Source organism: Intrasporangium sp. (assembly GCF_036566125.1).
Classification (GTDB): Bacteria; Actinomycetota; Actinomycetes; order Actinomycetales; family Dermatophilaceae; genus Intrasporangium.
Genome location: NZ_DATCWX010000167.1, coordinates 76,543 through 96,182, shown reverse-complemented (window position 1 = coordinate 96,182; position 19,640 = coordinate 76,543). Strand labels below are relative to the sequence as shown.

The window sequence follows — 19,640 nt, the reverse complement described above, 5'->3', positions numbered from 1 at the left end:
GTCGATGGCGCGGCCCTGACCCACCATGCCCGCCGAGAGGTCGGTGGCCACCACCTGCCCGCCGGCTGCCCGCACCCAGCGCGCGCACTGGCCGGCACCGGCGCCGATCTCCAGCACCCGGCGGCCGCGGACGTCCCCGAGCAGTCCCGCGTCAGCCTCCCGGAGCCGCTCGGGGCCCCACATGCAATCCGCGTCTCCCAGGAACCGGCCATGTTCCGCGTAGTAGCCGTCGGCCTCGGCATCCCACCAGGTCCGGTTGGCCCGTGCGGACTCGTCGGGCGCGGCGGGCCGGCGCAGCGCCTCCGGCTGAGGACAGGGCTGGTGGCTCACGTCGAGCGCAGCCAGTCGTGCCTTTGACCGGTTCCCGGCAGCACGGATAGGATGCTCGAGCGCACTCGTGTGCTCAGTTCACCATGTCCGCACGGCGGCCCTTGGTCGTCGCCAATCTCAAAGTCCACAATCGGAGTTCCTACTACATGACTGCCAACACGGTCGAGAAGACCGCGCCTGAGGTCGCCATCAACGACATCGGCTCTCAGGAAGACATCCTTGCCGCCATCGACGCGACCATCAAGGACTTCAACGACGGCGACATCGTGCAGGGTCGCATCGTCAAGGTCGACCGGGACGAGGTCCTGCTCGACATCGGCTACAAGACCGAGGGCGTCATCCCCTCGCGTGAGCTGTCCATCAAGCACGACGTCGACCCCTCCGAGATCGTCGGTGTGGGCGACGAGGTCGAGGCCCTCGTCCTCCAGAAGGAGGACAAGGAAGGCCGCCTCATCCTGTCCAAGAAGCGCGCGCAGTACGAACGCGCCTGGGGCACGATCGAGAAGGTCAAGGAGGAGGACGGCGTCGTCACCGGCACCGTCATCGAGGTGGTCAAGGGTGGCCTGATCCTGGACATCGGCCTCCGCGGCTTCCTGCCGGCCTCGCTCGTCGAGATGCGGCGCGTCCGTGACCTCCAGCCCTATGTCGGCAAGGAGATCGAGGCCAAGATCATCGAGCTCGACAAGAACCGCAACAACGTGGTCCTGTCGCGCCGCGCCTGGCTCGAGCAGACGCAGTCGGAGGTCCGCACCACGTTCCTCAAGGAGCTCCAGAAGGGTCAGGTCCGCCAGGGCGTCGTCAGCAGCATCGTCAACTTCGGTGCGTTCGTCGACCTCGGCGGCGTTGACGGCCTGGTCCACGTCTCCGAGCTGTCCTGGAAGCACATCGACCACCCGTCCGAGGTCGTCGAGGTCGGCCAGGAGGTCACCGTCGAGGTCCTGGACGTCGACATGGACCGCGAGCGGGTCTCCCTGTCGCTCAAGGCGACCCAGGAGGACCCGTGGCAGCACTTCGCGCGCACCCACGCGATCGGCCAGGTCGTCCCGGGCAAGGTCACCAAGCTCGTCCCGTTCGGTGCGTTCGTGCGCGTCGAGGACGGCATCGAGGGCCTCGTCCACATCTCCGAGCTCGCCGAGCGTCACGTGGAGCTGCCCGAGCAGGTCGTCAACGTCGGTGACGAGATCTTCGTCAAGGTCATCGACATCGACCTCGAGCGTCGCCGGATCTCCCTGTCGCTCAAGCAGGCCAATGACGAGAGCGTGCCGGTGTCGGAGTTCGACCCGACGCTCTACGGCATGGCGGCCGAGTACGACGAGGAGGGGAACTACAAGTACCCCGAGGGCTTCGACCCCGAGACCAACGAGTGGCTCGAGGGCTTCGAGGCCCAGCGCGAGAAGTGGGAGCGGCAGTACGCCGAGGCCCACGCGCGTTGGGAGGCGCACAAGACCCAGGTCGACGCGGCCCACAAGGCCGACGCCGAGGCTGCTTCCAACGCCGGGACCGCCACCTCCTACTCGTCGGCGAGCAGTGGTGGCGCTCCGGAGAGCCAGGCCGCGACGCCGGCCGAGGGCACGCTCGCCTCGGACGAGGCGCTGGCCGCGCTTCGCGAGAAGCTGACGGGCAACTGAACAACGCATTCCGTATGCCGCTGAGCTCGCTCACGCGGTAACGCTCGCACCGAGCCCCGGTCCTTCACAGCGTGGAGGACCGGGGCTCGTGTGCGCCGAGATCTGATCGTGGGTCGTCGAGCAGGAGCGGGTCGTCGGGAAACAGGGGGTCGTCCGCGAACGACTCCTCGATCCGCCTCGTCGTGCGCCGGCCCGCTGATCCGAGCGCACCGCGGTCGCCCGGGACGCGTCGAGCCCGCGCGCCCCGCCACCAGCCCGCCACGAGGCGGGTTGCCGGCTCCGCCACGAAGCGGTCCACGACGAGAACCACGACGGTCAGGAACGCCACGGCCACCACAGCGCGCTCGGGTGGTGCCCAGCTCTCCGTGCGGCGTGTGACGAAGGCGAAGACGGGCACGTGCCAGATGAAGATCGTGATCGACCGTCTACCGAGCCACCCGAGCGGTCTCCAGCTCATGGCCCGGACTCCGTAGGAGCGGGGGTCCGGCGAGCTGACGGCTCCGAGCGCATAGAGCGTCGTGGCGACGGCGATGACCACGCCCTGGAGGCGGTAGTAGGCGCCGACCCCCGTGAAGGCGGTGCTGACCACCGCAGCGACGACGAGCAGGAGTCCGGAGCCGAGGAGCCCGCCGGCGTGGTGACGGATGAAACCCAGACGATGCACGAGCAGTGCCGCGAGGATGCCGTAGAGGAGGCCATCCATCCGCGTCGTGGTCATCAGGCTCGCCTGGTACCAGCCGTCGCTGTCGAAGACATACCAGCGCCACCAGGTGACCACGGGGATGGCCAGTCCAACGAGCACGATCAGGAGTGTCCTGATACGCCACAGGACGAGGAGCAGCGCGAGGAGGACCAGATAGACCTGGAGCTCGATGCTGAGGTAGTAGAGCGCGCCCAGGTCGGATCGAGCGTTGAGCGCGTTGTTACGGACGTACTCGTTCCAGGTGTAGGTGGCGACGGCACGGACGGAGGACAGCGTCGCCGACTCCCGTGTCGTGTCGGTGGGGTCGAGTCGCGCCATCAGCAGCACGACGACCAGCAGCACATAGACCTGGATCGAGATCCGAACGGTGCGGCGGCTCAGCGCCGAGATGGGACCGGTCCACCCGCGCTCGGACCTGGCGCGGAGCAGGCTCGCGGTGACGAGGAAGCCGCCGATGACGAGAAACATCGACACACCGATGTTGCCGGCCTCGAACAGGCTCTGGATCGGCCCCAGGTCCCAGCGCGTCAGCGGTGACCAGACGAGGCCGAAGTGGGACAGCACGACGAGCACGATCGCGATGCCGCGAAACCCGTCGAGGAGGTCGTTGCGGGGACGCCCCGGGCGTTGCGCGGCCTGCTGTTCCCCAGCCCCCATCGCGTTCATCGCCATCCTCCCAACGTGGCAGCCTCCGGACGATGCGGCGGGGCGGTGGTGGGTTCCGTCGGTGGCTCGGGCGCCCGGAGGTGGGTGGCGAGCCACCGTCGGGCCGGCTCCTCGACCCAGCGATGCGTCACGACGACGACGGCCGCAAGGATCGCGACCCCGAGCACCGTGCGGGTGAACCAGTCCCAGTCGCCGGTGTGCCTGGCCACGACGGTGAAGATCGGAAGGTGCCACACAAAGATCGCGAGGGAGGCTCGTCCGAGATAGGTGAGCAGCGGGAGTGACAGGACACGCCCCACGGCGGTGGACTGACGGGCGAGGTAGATGCCGAGGACCAGGGCCGATGCGGTGACGTTGAAGGCGATGCCCCACTCGCGCAGGAAGACCAGCTCGGGCAGTTCGTGCAGGCTGGCCATGAGGACAAGGAGCCCGACAGCCGTCACAGCCATGAGCGTGCCGGCAAACCGGCTCCACCGACGCCACCAGAGGAGGGTCACCGCGATCAGGGCACCGAAGAGGACGCCATCGGCCCGGGTCAGGGTCGAGGTGGTGGCGATGAGCCATCCCTCGTGCTCGAGTACGTGGTAGCGCCAGATGGTCACCGCAACGATTCCTGCCGCGAGCAGGCCCGCGAGGGCCCGCTGACGACGGGCGAGAAGGAGGATGACGAGGGGCAGCACGATGTACACCTGCTGTTGAACGCTGAGGTACCAGAGGTGTCCGAGGTCCGAGCGGACCTCGAGAAGGTGCGAGGCGGCCCAGACGTTCGACGTGTGGGTCAGGGTGTGTGCCGCTGTCAAGTAGGTGCCGCGATCCGTCCACGGATCCATCGGGTCGACGTGGTGGATGAGGACGATGACGAGGACCAGCGGCACGAGCTGAACCCCGAGGCGGACGAGCCTGCGCAGGTAGAACCGCACAGGGTCGAGCACACCGAGCTGGTGCTCGCGCAGGAGCCCGCGGGTCACGATGAGGCCGCCAACGATGAAGAAGATCTCGACCGCGCCGCCACCGAAGAACCCTCGGAGCACGGGGACCGAGTCGAGCGGCTGGCGCGGCCACAGCAGCCCGCCGGCGTGCCCGAGCGCCACCAGGACAACCGCGAGTCCGCGCAGCCCGTCGAGGGCGGAGATGCGCCGAGGCGTGACGATCGGCGTTCCAGCGGTGGACGAGTCGGGCGTAGACGGCTGCGACGGGTCGGCTGCGGGCACGCTCGGATGCTACCGGTCGGTAGACGAGATCAGGACGATTGATGCGCCACGAGGGTCCGGGCTTGGCCCGGACCCTCGTCCCCCTCGCATGGCCCCCAGAGGTCCCGGCCCCGTCTGACAGACTCTCTGTGACACTGCGTCTGGCGAGTCGCGTCACAGGGGAGAGGACCTGACGGACCGGGCGGCAACTCACTTGAATGGCGTTCCAGTGTGCTCATGGTGGCGGCGGAGGTGGCGGGTGTCAACAAACCGATCTCGGCACGCAGGGGGGAGGCTCGAGTCCACCCGTGCCACACGCCGGCGGATCATCGCCGCGGCCACGAAGCTGCTCCTGTCCGATGGCTACCACGCGATGTCCGTGTCGGCGCTCGCCAAGGCGGCCGAGGTGAGCCCGCAGACGGTGTACAACGCCATCGGGGGCAAGGCGGACGTGCTCAAGCTCGTCCACGAAATCCTGCTCGCGGGGGATGAAGAGCCGGTCCCCATGGCCGACCGGCCCGAGTTCAGGGCGATGTCGGACGCACCCGACCAGCCGGCGTTCATCGCTGCCTACGCCCGCCTGTGCGGGCTCATCTACGAGCGTGTCGGCCCGCTCCTCGGGAGCGTTCTGGGACAGGGCACCGGTTCGGATGTTGGGCTGTCGACGTTCGTGGACTCGACCGAGGCAGAGCGCAGGACCGATCAGACCCTCATGCTCGCAACCCTCGAGGCGGTTCACGGGCTCCCGGACGGCTTCCCTCGGGACGTCTTCCTCGACGAGGTCTGGTGCCTCACCGCCCCTGAGATCTATGACCGTCTGGTCCGGCGACGCGGCTGGTCCCACGAGGCGTACGTCCGTTGGCTCGAAGACGTCCTCGTCGCTGCGTTCGAGCGCGCATCCAGGCGGTGAGCTGCCGACGTCTGCCCATGCCGTAGCGTGACCGCATGCTGCGGGTCGGGTTGACGGGGGGAATCGGTTCGGGCAAGTCCACGGTGGCGCGTCGGCTGGGGGAGCTCGGGGCAATGGTCATCGACGCGGACGTCGTTGCCCGCGAGATCATGGAGCCCGGTCAGCCGGTCCTCGAGCAGGTTCGTGAACGCTTCGGCGACGAGGTGATCCGCGCCGACGGCACTCTCGACCGGGCGGGGCTGGCCGCCATCGTCTTCACCGATCCACCGGCCCTTGCGGCGCTCGACGCCCTCACCGGGCCTGCCATCGGCGCGCGGATCGCGCAGCTGCGCGATGCGGCGCCGGCCGGCGTCGTCTCCGTCCACGACATGCCGCTGCTCGTCGAACGTGGGCTCTGGGTCGGTGAACACGTGTCGATCGTCGTCGAGACCGACCTCGAGACGCGGGTCAGGCGACTCGTCGAGCAGCGGGGCCTCGACGAGCAGGACGTGCGCAACCGGATCCGGGCGCAGGCCACCGACGCTGAGCGCAGAGCCGCCTGTGACGTCGTGCTCTCCAACGACGGGGCTCGGGTGGACCTCGTCGCGGCCGTCGACCGGCTGTGGCAGAGTCGCCTGCATCCGTGGAACGACAATCTCGTCGCGGGTCGACACTCCCGTCGGCCGGAGCGTGGCGCCGTCGTCGCACCCCGCGCCGACTGGGCCTCTCGTGGCGCACGGCTGGTCGCCAAGATCGCCCACGCACTGAGGGACATGGCCGCAGTGACGGAGGTCGAGCACGTCGGCTCGACCTCCGTGCCCCACCTGATGGCCAAGGACGTCCTCGACATCCAGGTCGGTGTCCGTGACCTCGCGGTCGCGGACGACCCTCCGTTTCGCGCTGCGATGCGCGGTGCGGGGCTGCTGCGCTTCGATCACCTCACCGCGGATACCCCCCACCCGAGCGGCGCGGATCCGGATGGCTGGAAGAAACGTGTCTTCGGGTCGACGGATCCGGGGGAGATCGCCCATGTGCACGTCCGTGAGGCGGGTTCGCCGGCATGGCGATTCGCGCTGCTCTTCCGTGACTGGCTCAGCCACGTTGCCGAGGAACGTGAGGGCTACGCGGCAGAGAAGCGCCGACTCCTCGACCTCCACGACACGACGACCGCCTACGCGGAGGCCAAGGAGCCTTGGTTCACCGAGGCATTCCCACGGGCCCAGGGCTGGGCGGCGGAGACCGACTGGACGCCACGCTGAGGTCACGTTCGCGTGGGAGGGAAGTCAGCGGCATACGGAATTGTTGAGGCAGGCGTGAGAGGCGAATACAAGGTTCCCGGTGGCAAGCTCGTGGCAGTGGATCTCGACGTCTCCGACGGGCGGCTCGCGGACGTGAGCATCTCCGGTGACTTCTTCCTCGAGCCGGACGACGCCCTCGAGGACATCAACGCCGCACTGAGCGGCCTGTCCACCGACGCAGGCGTCGAGCAGCTGGCGTCGGCAATCGACGGGGCGCTCGACGAGACGGTCTCCCTCATCGGCTTCACGCCCGAGGCCATCGGCATCGCGGTGCGCCGCGCTCTCGGCAAGGCCACGGGGTGGCACGACCACGTCTTCGATGTCATCCCGCCCGTGACGCTCGACCCGGCGATGCACGTCGCCCTGGACGAGGTCATCGCCCACGAGGTGGCCGCGGGGGAGCGTCCACCGATCCTGCGGTTCTGGGACTGGGACCGGCCGCTCGTCGTCATCGGCTCGTTCCAGAGCGTTCGCAACGAGGTTGACCCGGACGGGGCCGCCAGGCACGGGATCGAGGTCGTCCGGCGCGTCTCCGGCGGCGGGGCGATGTTCATGGAGCCCGGCAACACCATCACCTACTCCCTCGTCGTGCCGAGCTCGCTCGTCGAGGGTCTCAGCTTCGAGCGGTCCTACTCCTTCCTCGACGACTGGGTCATCGGGGCGCTCGCCGACATCGGCGTGCGCGCGCACTTCGTGCCCCTCAACGACATCGCGAGCGACAAGGGCAAGATCGGCGGGGCGGCGCAGAAGCGGTTCGCGTCCGGCGCCGTCCTGCACCACGTGACGATGGCCTACGACATCGACGCGGAAAAGATGCTCGAGGTGCTGAGAATCGGGCGGGAGAAGCTCTCCGACAAGGGGACGAAGTCGGCGAACAAGCGGGTCGACCCGATGCGCTCCCAGACCGGGATGACCCGCGAGGCGATCATCGAGAGCTTCATCGCCTCGTTCACCCGGGCGCATCGCACGACGTCGGCGACGTACTCGGAGGCCGAGCTCAGCGCTGCGAAGGAACTCGTCGAGGCCAAGTTCGCGACGCCCGACTGGACTCACCGGGTGCCGTGAGCGGCGTGGGGGAGCCGGCCCAGCGGCATACGACATCGGTGTTGTCGGTATCGCGACGTAACGTGTAGCCATGCGTCCAACGACCGACCTCCAGCGCACGGTGGCACCTTTCGAGGTCATCTCGGACTACCGGCCGAGCGGTGACCAGCCCCCGGCCATCGCTGAGCTCGCGCGCCGGATCACGGCGGGGGAGCAGGACGTCGTGCTCCTCGGCGCCACAGGGACGGGCAAGTCGGCCACGACCGCCTGGCTCATCGAGCAGGTCCAGCGGCCGACGCTCGTCATGGCGCCGAACAAGACGCTCGCCGCGCAGCTGGCCAACGAGTTCCGCGAGCTGCTGCCCAACAACGCCGTCGAGTACTTCGTGTCGTACTACGACTACTACCAACCCGAGGCGTACATCCCTCAGACGGACACGTACATCGAGAAGGACAGCTCGATCAACGACGAGGTCGAGCGGCTGCGTCACTCGGCGACGAACTCGCTGCTCACGCGGCGGGACGTCATCGTCGTCGCGTCTGTCTCATGCATCTACGGCCTCGGGACGCCGCAGGAGTACGTCGACCGGATGGCGCGCATCAAGGTCGGCGAGGAGGTCGACCGGGACTCCCTGCTCCGGCGGTTCGTCGAGATGCAGTACACCCGAAACGACCTCGCCTTCACGCGCGGGACGTTCCGGGTGCGCGGTGACACGGTGGAGATCATCCCGGTCTACGAGGAGCTCGCGATCCGGATCGAGTTCTTCGGGGACGAGATCGAGCGGATCTACACCCTGCATCCGGTCACCGGCGAGGTGGTGCACGAGGAGCAGGAGATGTATGTGTTCCCGGCGTCGCACTACGTCGCCGGGCCGGAGCGGATGGACCGGGCGATTCGCGGGATCGAGCTCGAGCTCGAGGACCAGCTCGCGACGTTCGAGAAGCAGGGGAAGCTGCTCGAGGCACAGCGGTTGCGGATGCGCACGACCTACGACGTCGAGATGATGCGGCAGGTCGGCTTCTGCTCCGGCATCGAGAACTACTCGAGACACATCGACGGCCGCGGTCCGGGGTCGGCCCCGAACTGCTTGCTCGACTACTTCCCGGAGGACTTCCTGCTCGTCATCGACGAGTCGCACCAGACGGTGCCCCAGATCGGCGCGATGTACGAGGGCGACATGTCCCGCAAGCGGATGCTCGTCGAGCACGGGTTCCGCCTGCCGAGCGCCATGGACAACCGGCCGCTCAAGTGGGAGGAGTTCCTCGAGCGGATCGGGCAGACGGTCTACCTCTCCGCGACGCCGGGCGAGTACGAGCTCGCCAAGTCCGCCAAGGGCGGGCCGCCCGTCGAGCAGATCATTCGCCCGACCGGCCTCGTCGACCCCGAGGTGGTGCTCAAGCCGACGAAGGGCCAGATCGACGACCTGATCCACGAGATCCAGCTGCGCGTCGACAAGAACGAGCGCGTCCTCGTGACGACGCTGACGAAGAAGATGGCCGAGGATCTCACCGACTACCTGCTGGACAAGGGGATCCGCGTCCGCTACCTCCACAGCGACATCGACACGCTCCGGCGGGTCGAGCTGCTGCGGGAGCTGCGCACCGGCGTGTTCGACGTGCTCGTCGGGATCAACCTGCTGCGTGAGGGGCTCGACCTGCCCGAGGTGTCACTGGTGTCGATCCTCGACGCCGACAAGGAGGGCTTCCTGCGGTCGACGCGATCGCTCATCCAGACCATCGGTCGGGCCGCCCGCAACGTCTCCGGTCAGGTCCACATGTATGCCGACAAGGTCACGCCCTCGATGCAGGACGCGCTGGACGAGACGAACCGCCGCCGGGAGAAGCAGCTCGCCTACAACCGTGAGATGGGAGTCGACCCGCAGCCGCTGCGCAAGAAGATCGCGGACATCACCGACCTGCTCCAGCGGGAGGACGCCGACACCCAGGAGCTCATCGGCTCTGGGCGCATGCAGTCCCGCGGGAAGAGCGGCGCCGGGCGAGGTGCGGTGGCGGCGGACGTCGGTGTGTCGGTGGGTGGTCGGGGCGAGAGGCCGTCCGACCTCGCCGCCGCCGATCTGTCGGGCCTGATCCAGGAGCTGACCGCGCAGATGCACCAGGCGGCGGCCGAGCTGCACTTCGAGCTGGCGGCGCGGCTGCGGGACGAGGTGAGCGAGCTGAAGAAGGAGCTCCGGCAGCTGACCGCGGCCACCCGCTGAACGGGCCTTCCGACCAGGACGAGTCCACCGGTCAGACGAGAGTTGAACGCAGGGCCGTGGGATGTAAGACTCAGGCGTTCACGGAGGGGAGTATCCCCGAAGCGACGGGCTCGTCATCACGGCTCCGACTCAGTCGGTCCCGGGCCCGTCGGCCGGCCTGCTGGGCGGGAGAGACCTCCGGTTGCTGACGCTGTCCTGACCGACGCTGTAACCGGAAGGTGCCCACATGAACGTCCCCGCTTGGGGCTGGTTTGTCACGATCGGGTTGATGACGGTCGTGCTGATCATCGACGTCTTCGTCATAGCTCGCCGGCCCCACGTTCCCTCCATGGCAGAGGCCAGCCGCCACCTCGCCTTCTACGTGACCGCCGCGGTCCTGTTCGGGCTCTTCGTGTGGTGGGAGTGGGGCGGGCGGTTTGCGGGTGAGTTCTACGCCGGCTGGCTCACCGAGTACTCGCTGTCGGTCGACAACCTCTTCGTCTTCCTGCTCATCATGAGCAGCTTCCGGGTTCCGCAGCGGTTCCAGCAGTCCGCGCTGATGATCGGCATCGTCATCGCCATCGTCCTCCGTGGCATCTTCATCGCCCTCGGCGCCGTCGTCATCAATGCGTACGCCTGGGTGTTCTACATCTTCGGGGCCTTCCTCATCTACACGGCGATCAAGCTGGCCAAGGGTGGGGAGACCGACGACGACGAGTACCACGAGAACCGCTTCCTCGTGTGGGTCGAGAAGACCTTCCCGGCGACCAAGGAATGGCACGGGGTCCATCTCACCATCGTCCGGAACGGCAAGCGCCTCATCACGCCCATGATGATCGTCATCCTCGCGTTGGGGACGACCGACCTGCTCTTCGCGCTCGACTCGATCCCCGCGATCTACGGCTTGACCAAGGAGCCGTACCTCGTCCTCACGGCAAACATCTTCGCGCTGATGGGTCTGCGTCAGCTGTACTTCCTCATCGGCGGCCTGCTCAAGCGCCTGGTCTACCTCAGCATCGGTCTCGCGGTCCTGCTCGGCTTCATCGGCGTCAAGCTGATCTTCCACGCCCTGCACGAGAACAACCTGCCGTTCGTCAATGGCGGGGAGCCGATCCACGGTGTGCCCGACATCCCGATCACCGTTTCACTGGGTGCCATCGTCCTCATCCTCGGCGTCACGACGGTTGCGAGCCTGCTGAAGACGCGCCGCGACGCCCGTGCGGCAGGCGGCCCAACCGCTCCGATCGACCTGGATTCCGGCTCGCGTCGCGGCTCGAGCTGACCCTCCGGGGCTCAGCCCGAGCCGACCACGATGTCCGGGGTGTCCGGCTTCGCCTTCGCGCTGAGCACGAGAGCGCTCGCGATGACGACGAGGAACAGGCCGACCACCTGTCCACGGTCGAGGACCTGGTCGAGGACGAGCAGACCGGCGAGGGCGGCCACGGCTGGTTCGATACTGAGCAGGATGCCGAAGACGCTCTGGCTCAGGTGCCGAAGGGCCATGAGCTCCAGGGAGTACGGCAGGACGGAGCTCAGCACGGCGATGCCAAGGCCGAGACCCACGATCTCCGGCGTCCACCTGTCGACGGAGAAGAGCCCGAACGGCGCCACGACGGCGGTCGACACGACCAGGGCCAGGGCCAGTCCGTCCAGGCCGCTGAACAGGGTCCCGGTGCGTTGGCTGAGCACGATGTAGGCGGCCCACATCGCCCCTGCCACCGCCGCCCAGAACAGGCCGATCGGCTCGAATCGACCCCATGAGGCTCCGGTCGCTCCGGAGACGAGCGCGACCCCCAGACCCGCGGCGAGCACCGCCGCGACGTCTCTCGGTCGCCGGCTCAGCACGGCGGCCAGGGTGAGTGGCCCCAGGAACTCGACGGTGACCGCGACGCCGATCGGGAGGTAGGCGAGCGACGAGTAGAAGGCCGTGTTCATGGCCGCAAGCGCGAGGCCGAAGAGGACCACGGTGACCCAGGCCCTGCGCGAGCGCCCACGGACCCGAGGTCGGACAACGGCACAGAGGATGACCATGGCGAAGGTGAGGCGCAGCAGCACCGAGCCGACGGCCCCGATCCTCGGCACGAGCGTGGCGGCGAGCGCACCACCGAACTGGACTGAGACGACACCGGCGAGGACGAGGAGCGGTGCGGTCGAGCGATCGATCCTCATGGATCGGCGAGGACGTGGTCAGGGTGACCTGGGGTCGGGAACTGGCGGCCAGGAGACACGGACGTCATCTTTCCATGTGACACGCGGGACTCCTGAGGCCAGAAGTGCTGACACGAACCGGGCCGTCGTCGTACCGTCAAGTCATGGGCGAGATCACGGTCGTTGCCATCGATGCTCCGAAGCACCGCCCCGACCCGGAGGACTCCCTGGTCGTCATGCAGGGCTGGCTGCACGCACCCCCTGCCTGGGACGGGACTGCTCTGGAGCGGCTCTGGAACCAGAAGCATGGCCGGTCGCGGTTGGGCATCGGTCTGTGCGTCGCAAACAACCCGAGGCGCCACTTCGTCGTGACCAACGTGCCCTACGACGTCGAGGTCGTGCGCGCCGAGCTCGAGTCCCTCATCGCCGAGCTCGATGCGGGTTCGGACCAGGTGACCGTTCCGGCGTAGTCCTGACGGACGGCTGAGCCCAGTTAGTACGGCTCAGGGCGCCTCAGCGCTGGTCACCAGCCACGCGCGCGCCACTCCTGGAGGTGCGGTCGCTCCGCGCCGAGGGTGGAGTCGTCGCCGTGGCCCGGATAGAACCAGGTGTCGTCGTCGTACACGTCGAAGATCCGCGCCGTCACGTCGTCGATGAGCGAGTCGAAGCTCTGCCCCGGATTCTTCGTGTTGCCGACGCCCCCAGGGAAGAGCGAGTCGCCGGTGAACAGGTGAGTGGCGCCTTCCGGGTTCCGGTAGGCGAGGGCGACGGAGCCAGCGGTGTGCCCGCGCAGGTGGATGACGTCCAGCGTGATCTCGCCGAACCGTACCTGGTCCCCCTGCCCCAGAGGTTCGTCGACGGGGACGGTCAGCCCGTCCGCGTCTTGGGCGCCGGCGAGGGTGCGAGCCCCCGTCGCGGCGACGACTTCCTCGAGGGCCCGCACGTGGTCCCAGTGCCGGTGTGTGGTGAGGACGGCGTCCAGCCCGTCACCGCCGTCCCGGACGAGCTCGAGGATGCGGGGGGCCTCATCGGCCGCGTCGATGAGCAGCTGGCGACGGCTCGTCCTGCACGTCAGCAGGTAGACGTTGTTGCTCATCTGCGACACGGCGAGCTTGCGGATCGTCAGGTGCGGCAGTTCCCGCACGTCCACGGGGCCGCCCGGCACGACTCGTCCGGTGTAGGTGTCGGACATGGCTCAACCTCCGAACGGCAGGTGGGGGAGCGAGGCTGTCGGCTCCGTGAGCCCGTCGGGGCGACTCCGGCCCAGCCAGAGCAGCACGCCCCAGCGCGGGCCGGCGATGGTTGCGCCGCCGTCCCCGATGGTCCACTCGTCGCCCTCGTCGGTCCGGATCTCGAGTCCGGGAGCGCCGTCCGACGAGGCCAGTCGTGCGACCAGGTCATCGAGGAAGAGGTGGACGAGCTCGTCGGGCGTCTCCTCGAACCCGTAGCCGGCATCGAGGTCGACGTGGTGCCACACGACTTCGCGCAGGCGCATGAAGGGGACACGCTCGGCGGAGATGAGCTGTCCGCCCGGCACTCGCTCCACGGTGGTGCCGACGTGCTCGACGCCCAGCCGGCTGATCTGGGGCGCCAACGCCGCCGCCGTCGTCCGGACGTCCGAGGCAAGCTCGGCTCCCGACCGTCCGGCTCCCGCCTCGATGTCGGCATCGCGCGCCTCGACCGAGTCGTACATGGTGTCGGGCTCCCCGGTCAGCACTGCCGCACACACGCGCGAGAGCGCCTCGGCGTTGCGGGCGAGGTGGGTCAGCACGTGTCCGCGGGTCCACCCCTCGCACAGTGAGGGAGCCCGGACGTCAGGGTCTCCCAGCCGCTCGGCCGTCGCCACGAGCCGCTCCGTCTCGCTGGGCAGGTGCGTCGTGGACAGGTCAATGAGGTGCATGCCGTGCCTTTCCGGTGGCCTCGGCCAGCGCCAGGGCTGCGCCGACCAAGGCGAGGTGCGAGAACGCCTGGGGGAAGTTGCCCACCATGCGTTTGTTGATCGGGTCGTACTCCTCCGAGAGCAGCCCGACGTCGTTGGCCAGCCCGACGAGGCGGTCCATGAGCGCCGTCGCCTCGGCCAGCATGCCCGCCTTCGCATAGGCGGTGACGAGCCAGAACGAGCACGCCAGGAAGGGGTGCTCGTCGCCGTTCAGCCCGTCGACGCCCACCTCGGTGCGATAGCGCAGGACGAGGCCGTCCCGCATCAGCTCGCGCTCCACGGCGCGGATCGTCCCGAGCATCTTCGGGTCGTCGCCGGCAATGAAGCCAACAGCCGACAGCGTGAGCAGCGACGCGTCGACCTCGGTCGTGTCGTAGTGCTGCACGAAGGTCTGCTTCTCCTCGTTCCAGCCCTTCTCCATGACCTCGGTGCGGACCTGCTCACGCAGCTCCCGCCAGCGGTCGACCGGACCTTCGAGCCCGTGCTCCTCGACGCCCTGGATCGCCCGGTCGAAGGCGGCCCAGACCATGACCCGAGAGTGGGTGAAGTGGCGCTGTGGGCCGCGGACCTCCCACAGTCCGTTGTCCTGGGCCTGCCAGCGCTCCGCCAGGTTGTCCATGAGGACCCGTTGCAGCATCCACGAGTCCTTGTTGTCGGACAGGCCCTGCTGGCGAGCGTGCTCGAGGGCGATCATGACCTCGCCGAGGACGTCGGTCTGCCACTGTTGCACGGCGCCGTTGCCGATTCGCACCGGCCGCGAGTCGGCATATCCGGGCAGGTGGTCGAGCTCGCGTTCCGGGAGGTCCCGCGAGCCGTCGACGCAGTACATGATCTGGATGTCCTCCGGGTCGCCCGCGACGGCGCGGAGCAGCCACTGGCGCCACGACTCGGTCTCCTCGACGTAGCCGCATCCGAGGAGGGCCTCGAGAGTCAGCGCCGCATCCCGGAGCCAGCAGTAGCGGTAGTCCCAGTTCCGCTCACCACCGAAGTCCTCCGGCAGGGAGGTCGTGGGTGCAGCGACGATGCCGCCCGTGACTCCATGGGTGAGCAGGCGGAGCACCAGGACGGAGCGGGTCACGGCGTTCTCGTAGGGGCCGTCGTAGTCGCTCCGGGCCGCCCACCGGCGGCTGCGCTCGATGGTCTCGGCGATGCGGCTGAGGACCCTGAGCGGCGGTGGGATCGTCTCGACGCTGCTGAACCAGGTCGTCGCGAAGGCGAGGCTCTCCCCTTCCGCGATGTCGAACTCATCGACGTGGGTCCAGTGCTCGGCATGGGGTAGTCGTGCACCGCGGAGGACGATCATGTCCGGTCCAGCCATCGCGGTGATGATCTGGTCGATCCCGGCCTCGCGTTCCTCGGTGTGCCGGCTCACGAACGGCTTGGTCCGGCCGTAGCTGAACCGCACGATCCACTCGTGACGCATCCGCACGGTTCCCGACACGCCCTCGATGCGCCGGAGGACGTCGGCTCGTCCGTCGCCGAGCGGCATGACATCGAGCACGCGGACGACCCCGGTCGAGGTCTCGTGGGTCGTCTCGAGGACGAAGGAGTCATCGAGGTACCGACGCGTCGTCCTGGCATGTGGATCGACCGGTCGGATGAGCCACCGACCGTTGTTCGGGGTTCCGAGGAGCGCCGCGAAGCAGGCGTGGGAGTCGAACCGCGGCAGGCAGAGCCAGTCGATCGAGCCCTCCCGGCTGACGAGCGCGGCCGTCTGGGTGTCGCCGATGACGGCGTAGTCCTCGATGGGAGTGACGTTCGAGGTCGGCTGGCTCCCGCTCATACTCATGCAGTATGCCGACCCATGGGGGGCTCCGCGCCCAAGGCACCCCCCAAAGGCCCGCGCGGCGGGGACTGCGGGGACGTCGGGAGCAGGCCCAGCGGCATACGGCCAGTCATGCGTTTGGGGGACTGTCGGTGGACCGACTTAGCATGGGGCGCGTGAGTCTTACGCCCGCCCATAGGGACGCCAACCCCCACACGCTCGTCGTCCGCGGTGCGCGCGAGCACAATCTCAAGGACGTGTCGGTCGACCTGCCCCGCGACAGCCTCGTCGTGTTCACCGGCCTCTCCGGCTCGGGCAAGTCGTCGCTCGCCTTTGACACGATCTTCGCCGAGGGCCAGCGGCGCTACGTCGAGTCGCTCTCGTCCTACGCCCGGCAGTTCCTCGGGCAGATGGACAAGCCGGACGTCGACTTCATCGAGGGCCTGTCGCCGGCGGTCTCGATCGACCAGAAGTCGACCAGCCGCAACCCGCGGTCGACGGTCGGGACGATCACCGAGGTCTACGACTACCTGCGTCTGCTTTTCGCGAGGGCGGGCCGCCCACACTGCCCCGTGTGCGGTGAGCCGGTGACCCGGCAGACGCCACAGCAGATCGTGGACCAGCTGCTCACCCTCGAGGACCGCACCCGCTTCCAGGTCCTGGCCCCGGTGGTGCAAGGGCGTAAGGGGGAGTTCGTCGACCTCTTCGCGGAGCTACAGACCAAGGGCTTCGCCCGCGCGCGCGTCGACGGTGAGGTCGTGTCGCTGTCCGAGCCACCGAAGCTCGAGAAGCAGCGGAAGCACACGATCGAGGTCGTCGTCGACCGGCTGGTGGCCAAGGGTGACGACACGGGCGCCAAGCGCCGGCTCACTGACTCCGTGGAGACCGCCCTCGGCCTCGCCGGTGGCATCGTGCTCGTCGACTTCGTCGATCGGGATCCCAAGGACCCCGAGCGCCAGCGGCGCTTCTCCGAGCGGATGGCCTGCCCCAACAACCACCCGCTCGGCATGGACGAGATCGAGCCCCGGTCCTTCTCGTTCAACTCGCCGTTCGGCGCGTGCCCCGAGTGCACCGGCATCGGCACCGAGCTCGAGGTCGACCCGGAGCTCGCCGTGCCCGACGACGACCTGACGCTCGCTGAGGGGGCCATCCAGCCGTGGGCGCAGGGGTCAGGGTCTGCCGAGTACTTCCAGCGGGTCATGTCCGCGCTGGGCGAGGACCTCAAGTTCTCCATGGACGTGCCGTGGAAGGCGCTGCCGAGCCGCGCAAAGCAGGCGCTGCTGCACGGGGAGAACTACAAGGTCCACGTGCGGTACCGCAACCGCTACGGCCGCGACCGGTCCTACACCACGGGCTTCGAGGGGGTCGTGCCCTTCATCAAGCGCCGGCACGCCGAGACCGACTCGGACTGGAGCCGGGAGCGCTACGAGGGCTACATGCGCGAGGTGCCCTGTCCCGTGTGCAAGGGCGCCCGGCTCAAGCCCGAGTCGCTCGCCGTGCTCGTCGGGGGCAAGAACATCTCCGAGGTGTGTGCGCTCGCCATCTGTGATGCGGCCGGATTCCTCGACAACGTCGACTTCACCTTGCGCGAGCAGCAGATCGCCGAGCGGGTCATCAAGGAGATCGACTCCCGGCTCGGCTTCCTCGTGGACGTCGGTCTTGACTATCTCTCGCTCGACCGGCCAGCGGGCACGCTCTCGGGCGGCGAGGCGCAGCGGATCCGGCTTGCGACGCAGATCGGGTCGGGGCTCGTCGGCGTCCTCTACGTCCTCGACGAGCCGTCCATCGGCCTGCACCAGCGGGACAACCACCGGCTCATCGACACCCTGACGCGCCTGCGCGACCTCGGCAACACGCTCATCATCGTCGAGCACGACGAAGACACCATCGCCACGGCGGACTGGGTGGTGGACATCGGTCCGGGTGCCGGCGAGCACGGCGGTCATGTCGTGCACTCCGGCTCGGTCCAGGGCCTGCTCGAGCACCCCGACTCGCTCACCGGCATGTACCTGTCCGGCCGTCGCGAAATCCCGGTGCCCGTCGTGCGGCGCGGTCACGACGGACGTCGGCTCACCGTGACGGGGGCCAAGGAGAACAACCTCAAGAACATCACCGTCGACTTCCCGCTGGGCAACCTCGTCGCGGTGACCGGAGTGTCGGGCTCGGGCAAGTCGACCCTGGTCAACGACATCCTCTACAACGTCCTCGCCAACCGGCTCAACAACGCGAAGAGGGTCCCAGGGCGGCACAAGGCGGTCACCGGACTCGACCACCTCGACAAGGTCGTCCACGTCGACCAGAGCCCGATCGGGCGCACGCCGAGGTCGAACCCGGCCACGTACACCGGCGTCTTCGACAACATGCGCAAGCTGTTCGCCGAGACGACCGAGGCCAAGGTGCGGGGCTACCAGCCCGGCCGGTTCTCCTTCAACGTCAAGGGCGGACGCTGCGAGAACTGCGCCGGCGACGGCACGATCAAGATCGAGATGAACTTCCTGCCGGACGTCTACGTTCCGTGCGAGGTCTGTCACGGCGCCCGCTACAACCGGGAGACCCTCGAAGTGCACTTCAAGGGCAAGACCATCGCGGACGTGCTCGACATGCCCATCGAGGAGGCGGCCGACTTCTTCGAGGCGGTGCCGGCGATCTCGCGGCACCTGAAGACGCTCAACGACGTCGGGCTCGGGTATGTCCGACTCGGCCAGCCTGCACCGACGCTGTCGGGCGGCGAGGCGCAGCGCGTCAAGCTGGCGAGCGAGCTGCAGAAGCGCTCGTCCGGGCGCACGGTCTACGTCCTCGACGAGCCAACGACCGGTCTGCACTTCGAGGACATCCGCAAGCTGCTCGACGTCCTCCAGGGGCTGGTCGACAAGGGCAACACGGTCATCGTCATCGAGCACAACCTCGACGTGATCAAGAACGCCGACTGGCTCATCGATCTCGGTCCCGAGGGCGGCTCCGGCGGGGGTGAGGTGATCGCCGAAGGCACACCCGAGGACGTGGCCCTCGTGGAGGCGAGCCACACGGGGCGGTTCCTCCGGCCGATCCTGGAGCGGACCGCCCGCACGCCGGAGCGGTCGACGGCAGGCGCCAAGGCGCCCGGGAAACGGACCTCACAGGCCGGCGACAGCGCTCGCACAGGCGCGAAGAGCAAGGTGGGCGGCACGGCGGCCAGAACGACGGCCGCCGCGACGAAGTCCTCCTCATCGGTCACCGTCCGCACCAAGGCCCGGACGTCGGATGCGGGAGGCGCGCGTTCGACCCGATCGACGAATCCGACGCGAACGACGCGAACGACGCGAACGCAGAAGGGAACCGCATGACCGAGCCTGTCACGGGCCGCAGGACCGTGCTTATCGGTGCCATCGGAGTAGGGGTCGGTGCAGGGACGCTGGCGGCCTGCAGCAGCCCTCCCGTGCCTGCGCCCGAGAACCCGGGTGACAGCTCGGCGGCCGGGAGCCCCGCCGCCGAGGGTGGCGGCGCCACCCCGAGCCCCGCGGGCACGCCTGTCGCCGAGATCCCGGTCGGCGGCGGGAGGATCTTCCCCGACCAGCAGGTCGTCGTGACGCAGCCCGCCGCCGGCGAGTTCAAGGCCTTCTCGACGACGTGCCCCCACCAGGGCTGCGCCGTGACCATGATCGAGGGCGGCCACATCATCTGCCCATGTCACGGGAGCCAGTTCGACCTGACGTCCGGTGCCCCCACCCCGGACAGCCAGGCGAAACAGCCCCTGGCGGCGATGACCGTGCATGTGCAAGGAGACCGGTTCTCCGTGTCGTGAACCGGCCCCGGGCGGGTCCGCGGGTGGGCACGTGGCCCAGCCCAGCGGCATACGGGCGCGTCGGT

The 19,640-nt window shown here is 68.5% G+C and carries 15 protein-coding genes and 1 pseudogene; 9 read left to right on the top strand and 7 right to left on the bottom strand.

The genetic code is table 11. The features are described 5' to 3' along the window. Positions 1-330, bottom strand: a pseudogene (locus VIR15_RS10290) (SAM-dependent methyltransferase); the annotation flags it as partial. A 146-nt stretch (positions 331-476) separates the two neighbouring features. On the opposite strand from VIR15_RS10290, the gene rpsA reads away from it, so the two are divergent. Further along, on the top strand, positions 477-1,958 hold the full coding sequence (rpsA, locus tag VIR15_RS10285; RefSeq protein ID WP_331927384.1) for a 30S ribosomal protein S1: 1,482 nt from the start codon (positions 477-479) through the stop codon (positions 1,956-1,958). A gap of 64 nt (positions 1,959-2,022) precedes the next feature. Here the strand turns inward: rpsA and VIR15_RS10280 are convergent, their stop codons facing one another. Then, positions 2,023-3,333, bottom strand: coding sequence for an acyltransferase family protein (locus tag VIR15_RS10280; RefSeq protein ID WP_331927383.1), 1,311 nt, complete (start codon positions 3,331-3,333; stop codon positions 2,023-2,025). Then, the gene (locus VIR15_RS10275; RefSeq protein ID WP_331927382.1) at positions 3,324-4,538 is read right to left on the bottom strand and encodes an acyltransferase family protein; all 1,215 of its coding nucleotides are present in this window, start codon (positions 4,536-4,538) and stop codon (positions 3,324-3,326) included. The genes VIR15_RS10280 and VIR15_RS10275 overlap by 10 nt, the downstream gene beginning before the upstream one ends. A gap of 238 nt (positions 4,539-4,776) precedes the next feature. Here VIR15_RS10275 and VIR15_RS10270 point away from each other — a divergent pair, with 238 nt between their 5' ends. From VIR15_RS10270 to VIR15_RS10250, 5 genes are all read left to right on the top strand, one after another. Further along, positions 4,777-5,427 (top strand): TetR/AcrR family transcriptional regulator, encoded by a 651-nt coding sequence (locus VIR15_RS10270; protein ID WP_331927381.1) that lies wholly within the window; start codon positions 4,777-4,779, stop codon positions 5,425-5,427. Between the two features lie 35 nt (positions 5,428-5,462). Further along, positions 5,463-6,665 (top strand): dephospho-CoA kinase, encoded by a 1,203-nt coding sequence (coaE, locus tag VIR15_RS10265; protein ID WP_331927380.1) that lies wholly within the window; start codon positions 5,463-5,465, stop codon positions 6,663-6,665. A gap of 54 nt (positions 6,666-6,719) precedes the next feature. Continuing rightward, complete coding sequence (lplAB, locus tag VIR15_RS10260) at positions 6,720-7,769, top strand: lipoate-protein ligase LplAB (RefSeq protein ID WP_331927379.1); 1,050 nt, start codon at positions 6,720-6,722, stop codon at positions 7,767-7,769. Between the two features lie 70 nt (positions 7,770-7,839). Next, positions 7,840-9,963, top strand: a complete 2,124-nt coding sequence (uvrB, locus tag VIR15_RS10255) for an excinuclease ABC subunit UvrB (protein WP_331927378.1) — start codon at positions 7,840-7,842, stop codon at positions 9,961-9,963. A 226-nt stretch (positions 9,964-10,189) separates the two neighbouring features. Continuing rightward, on the top strand, positions 10,190-11,224 hold the full coding sequence (locus VIR15_RS10250; protein WP_331927377.1) for a TerC family protein: 1,035 nt from the start codon (positions 10,190-10,192) through the stop codon (positions 11,222-11,224). Positions 11,225-11,235: 11 nt separating this feature from the next. Here the strand turns inward: VIR15_RS10250 and VIR15_RS10245 are convergent, their stop codons facing one another. Next, a complete protein-coding gene (locus VIR15_RS10245) occupies positions 11,236-12,111 on the bottom strand; it encodes an EamA family transporter (RefSeq protein ID WP_331927376.1) in 876 nt (291 codons plus the stop codon). 143 nt (positions 12,112-12,254) lie between these two features. Between VIR15_RS10245 and VIR15_RS10240 the strand changes: the two genes are divergently transcribed. After that, the gene (locus tag VIR15_RS10240; protein ID WP_331927375.1) at positions 12,255-12,560 is read left to right on the top strand and encodes a hypothetical protein; all 306 of its coding nucleotides are present in this window, start codon (positions 12,255-12,257) and stop codon (positions 12,558-12,560) included. 53 nt (positions 12,561-12,613) lie between these two features. Here VIR15_RS10240 and VIR15_RS10235 read toward each other — a convergent pair whose 3' ends face one another. Genes VIR15_RS10235 through VIR15_RS10225 form a run of 3 tightly spaced genes read right to left on the bottom strand, consistent with a single transcriptional unit; the run spans position 12,614 to position 15,812 of the window. Further along, positions 12,614-13,282, bottom strand: a complete 669-nt coding sequence (locus VIR15_RS10235) for an MBL fold metallo-hydrolase (protein ID WP_331927374.1) — start codon at positions 13,280-13,282, stop codon at positions 12,614-12,616. Positions 13,283-13,285: 3 nt separating this feature from the next. Beyond that, positions 13,286-13,990 carry a maleylpyruvate isomerase family mycothiol-dependent enzyme gene (locus VIR15_RS10230; RefSeq protein ID WP_331927373.1) on the bottom strand — a complete coding sequence of 235 codons (705 nt, stop codon included), beginning with the start codon at positions 13,988-13,990 and terminating at the stop codon, positions 13,286-13,288. Beyond that, complete coding sequence (locus tag VIR15_RS10225) at positions 13,977-15,812, bottom strand: glycoside hydrolase family 15 protein (protein ID WP_331927372.1); 1,836 nt, start codon at positions 15,810-15,812, stop codon at positions 13,977-13,979. The genes VIR15_RS10230 and VIR15_RS10225 overlap by 14 nt, the downstream gene beginning before the upstream one ends. Before the next feature lie 149 nt (positions 15,813-15,961). On the opposite strand from VIR15_RS10225, the gene uvrA reads away from it, so the two are divergent. Together uvrA and VIR15_RS10215 are read left to right on the top strand one after the other, a co-directional pair. Further along, positions 15,962-19,117: an excinuclease ABC subunit UvrA gene (gene uvrA, locus VIR15_RS10220; RefSeq protein ID WP_414654951.1), complete on the top strand. Its 3,156-nt coding sequence runs from the start codon at positions 15,962-15,964 to the stop codon at positions 19,115-19,117. Continuing rightward, positions 19,114-19,575, top strand: coding sequence for a Rieske (2Fe-2S) protein (locus VIR15_RS10215; RefSeq protein WP_331927370.1), 462 nt, complete (start codon positions 19,114-19,116; stop codon positions 19,573-19,575). Before uvrA ends, VIR15_RS10215 begins: the two co-directional genes overlap by 4 nt. The last annotated feature ends 65 nt before the right edge of the window (positions 19,576-19,640 follow it).

Excerpts from the sequence above, each read along its gene's own strand:
- rpsA (WP_331927384.1), top strand. The coding sequence starts at position 477 with ATGACTGCCAACACGGTCGAGAAGACCGCGCCTGAGGTCGCCATCAAC.
- VIR15_RS10280 (WP_331927383.1), bottom strand. The coding sequence starts at position 3,333 with ATGGCGATGAACGCGATGGGGGCTGGGGAACAGCAGGCCGCGCAACGC.
- coaE (WP_331927380.1), top strand. The coding sequence starts at position 5,463 with ATGCTGCGGGTCGGGTTGACGGGGGGAATCGGTTCGGGCAAGTCCACG.
- uvrB (WP_331927378.1), top strand. The coding sequence starts at position 7,840 with ATGCGTCCAACGACCGACCTCCAGCGCACGGTGGCACCTTTCGAGGTC.
- VIR15_RS10250 (WP_331927377.1), top strand. The coding sequence starts at position 10,190 with ATGAACGTCCCCGCTTGGGGCTGGTTTGTCACGATCGGGTTGATGACG.
- VIR15_RS10245 (WP_331927376.1), bottom strand. The coding sequence starts at position 12,111 with ATGAGGATCGATCGCTCGACCGCACCGCTCCTCGTCCTCGCCGGTGTC.
- VIR15_RS10240 (WP_331927375.1), top strand. The coding sequence starts at position 12,255 with ATGGGCGAGATCACGGTCGTTGCCATCGATGCTCCGAAGCACCGCCCC.
- VIR15_RS10235 (WP_331927374.1), bottom strand. The coding sequence starts at position 13,282 with ATGTCCGACACCTACACCGGACGAGTCGTGCCGGGCGGCCCCGTGGAC.
- VIR15_RS10230 (WP_331927373.1), bottom strand. The coding sequence starts at position 13,990 with ATGCACCTCATTGACCTGTCCACGACGCACCTGCCCAGCGAGACGGAG.
- VIR15_RS10225 (WP_331927372.1), bottom strand. The coding sequence starts at position 15,812 with ATGAGCGGGAGCCAGCCGACCTCGAACGTCACTCCCATCGAGGACTAC.
- uvrA (WP_414654951.1), top strand. The coding sequence starts at position 15,962 with ATGGGGCGCGTGAGTCTTACGCCCGCCCATAGGGACGCCAACCCCCAC.
- VIR15_RS10215 (WP_331927370.1), top strand. The coding sequence starts at position 19,114 with ATGACCGAGCCTGTCACGGGCCGCAGGACCGTGCTTATCGGTGCCATC.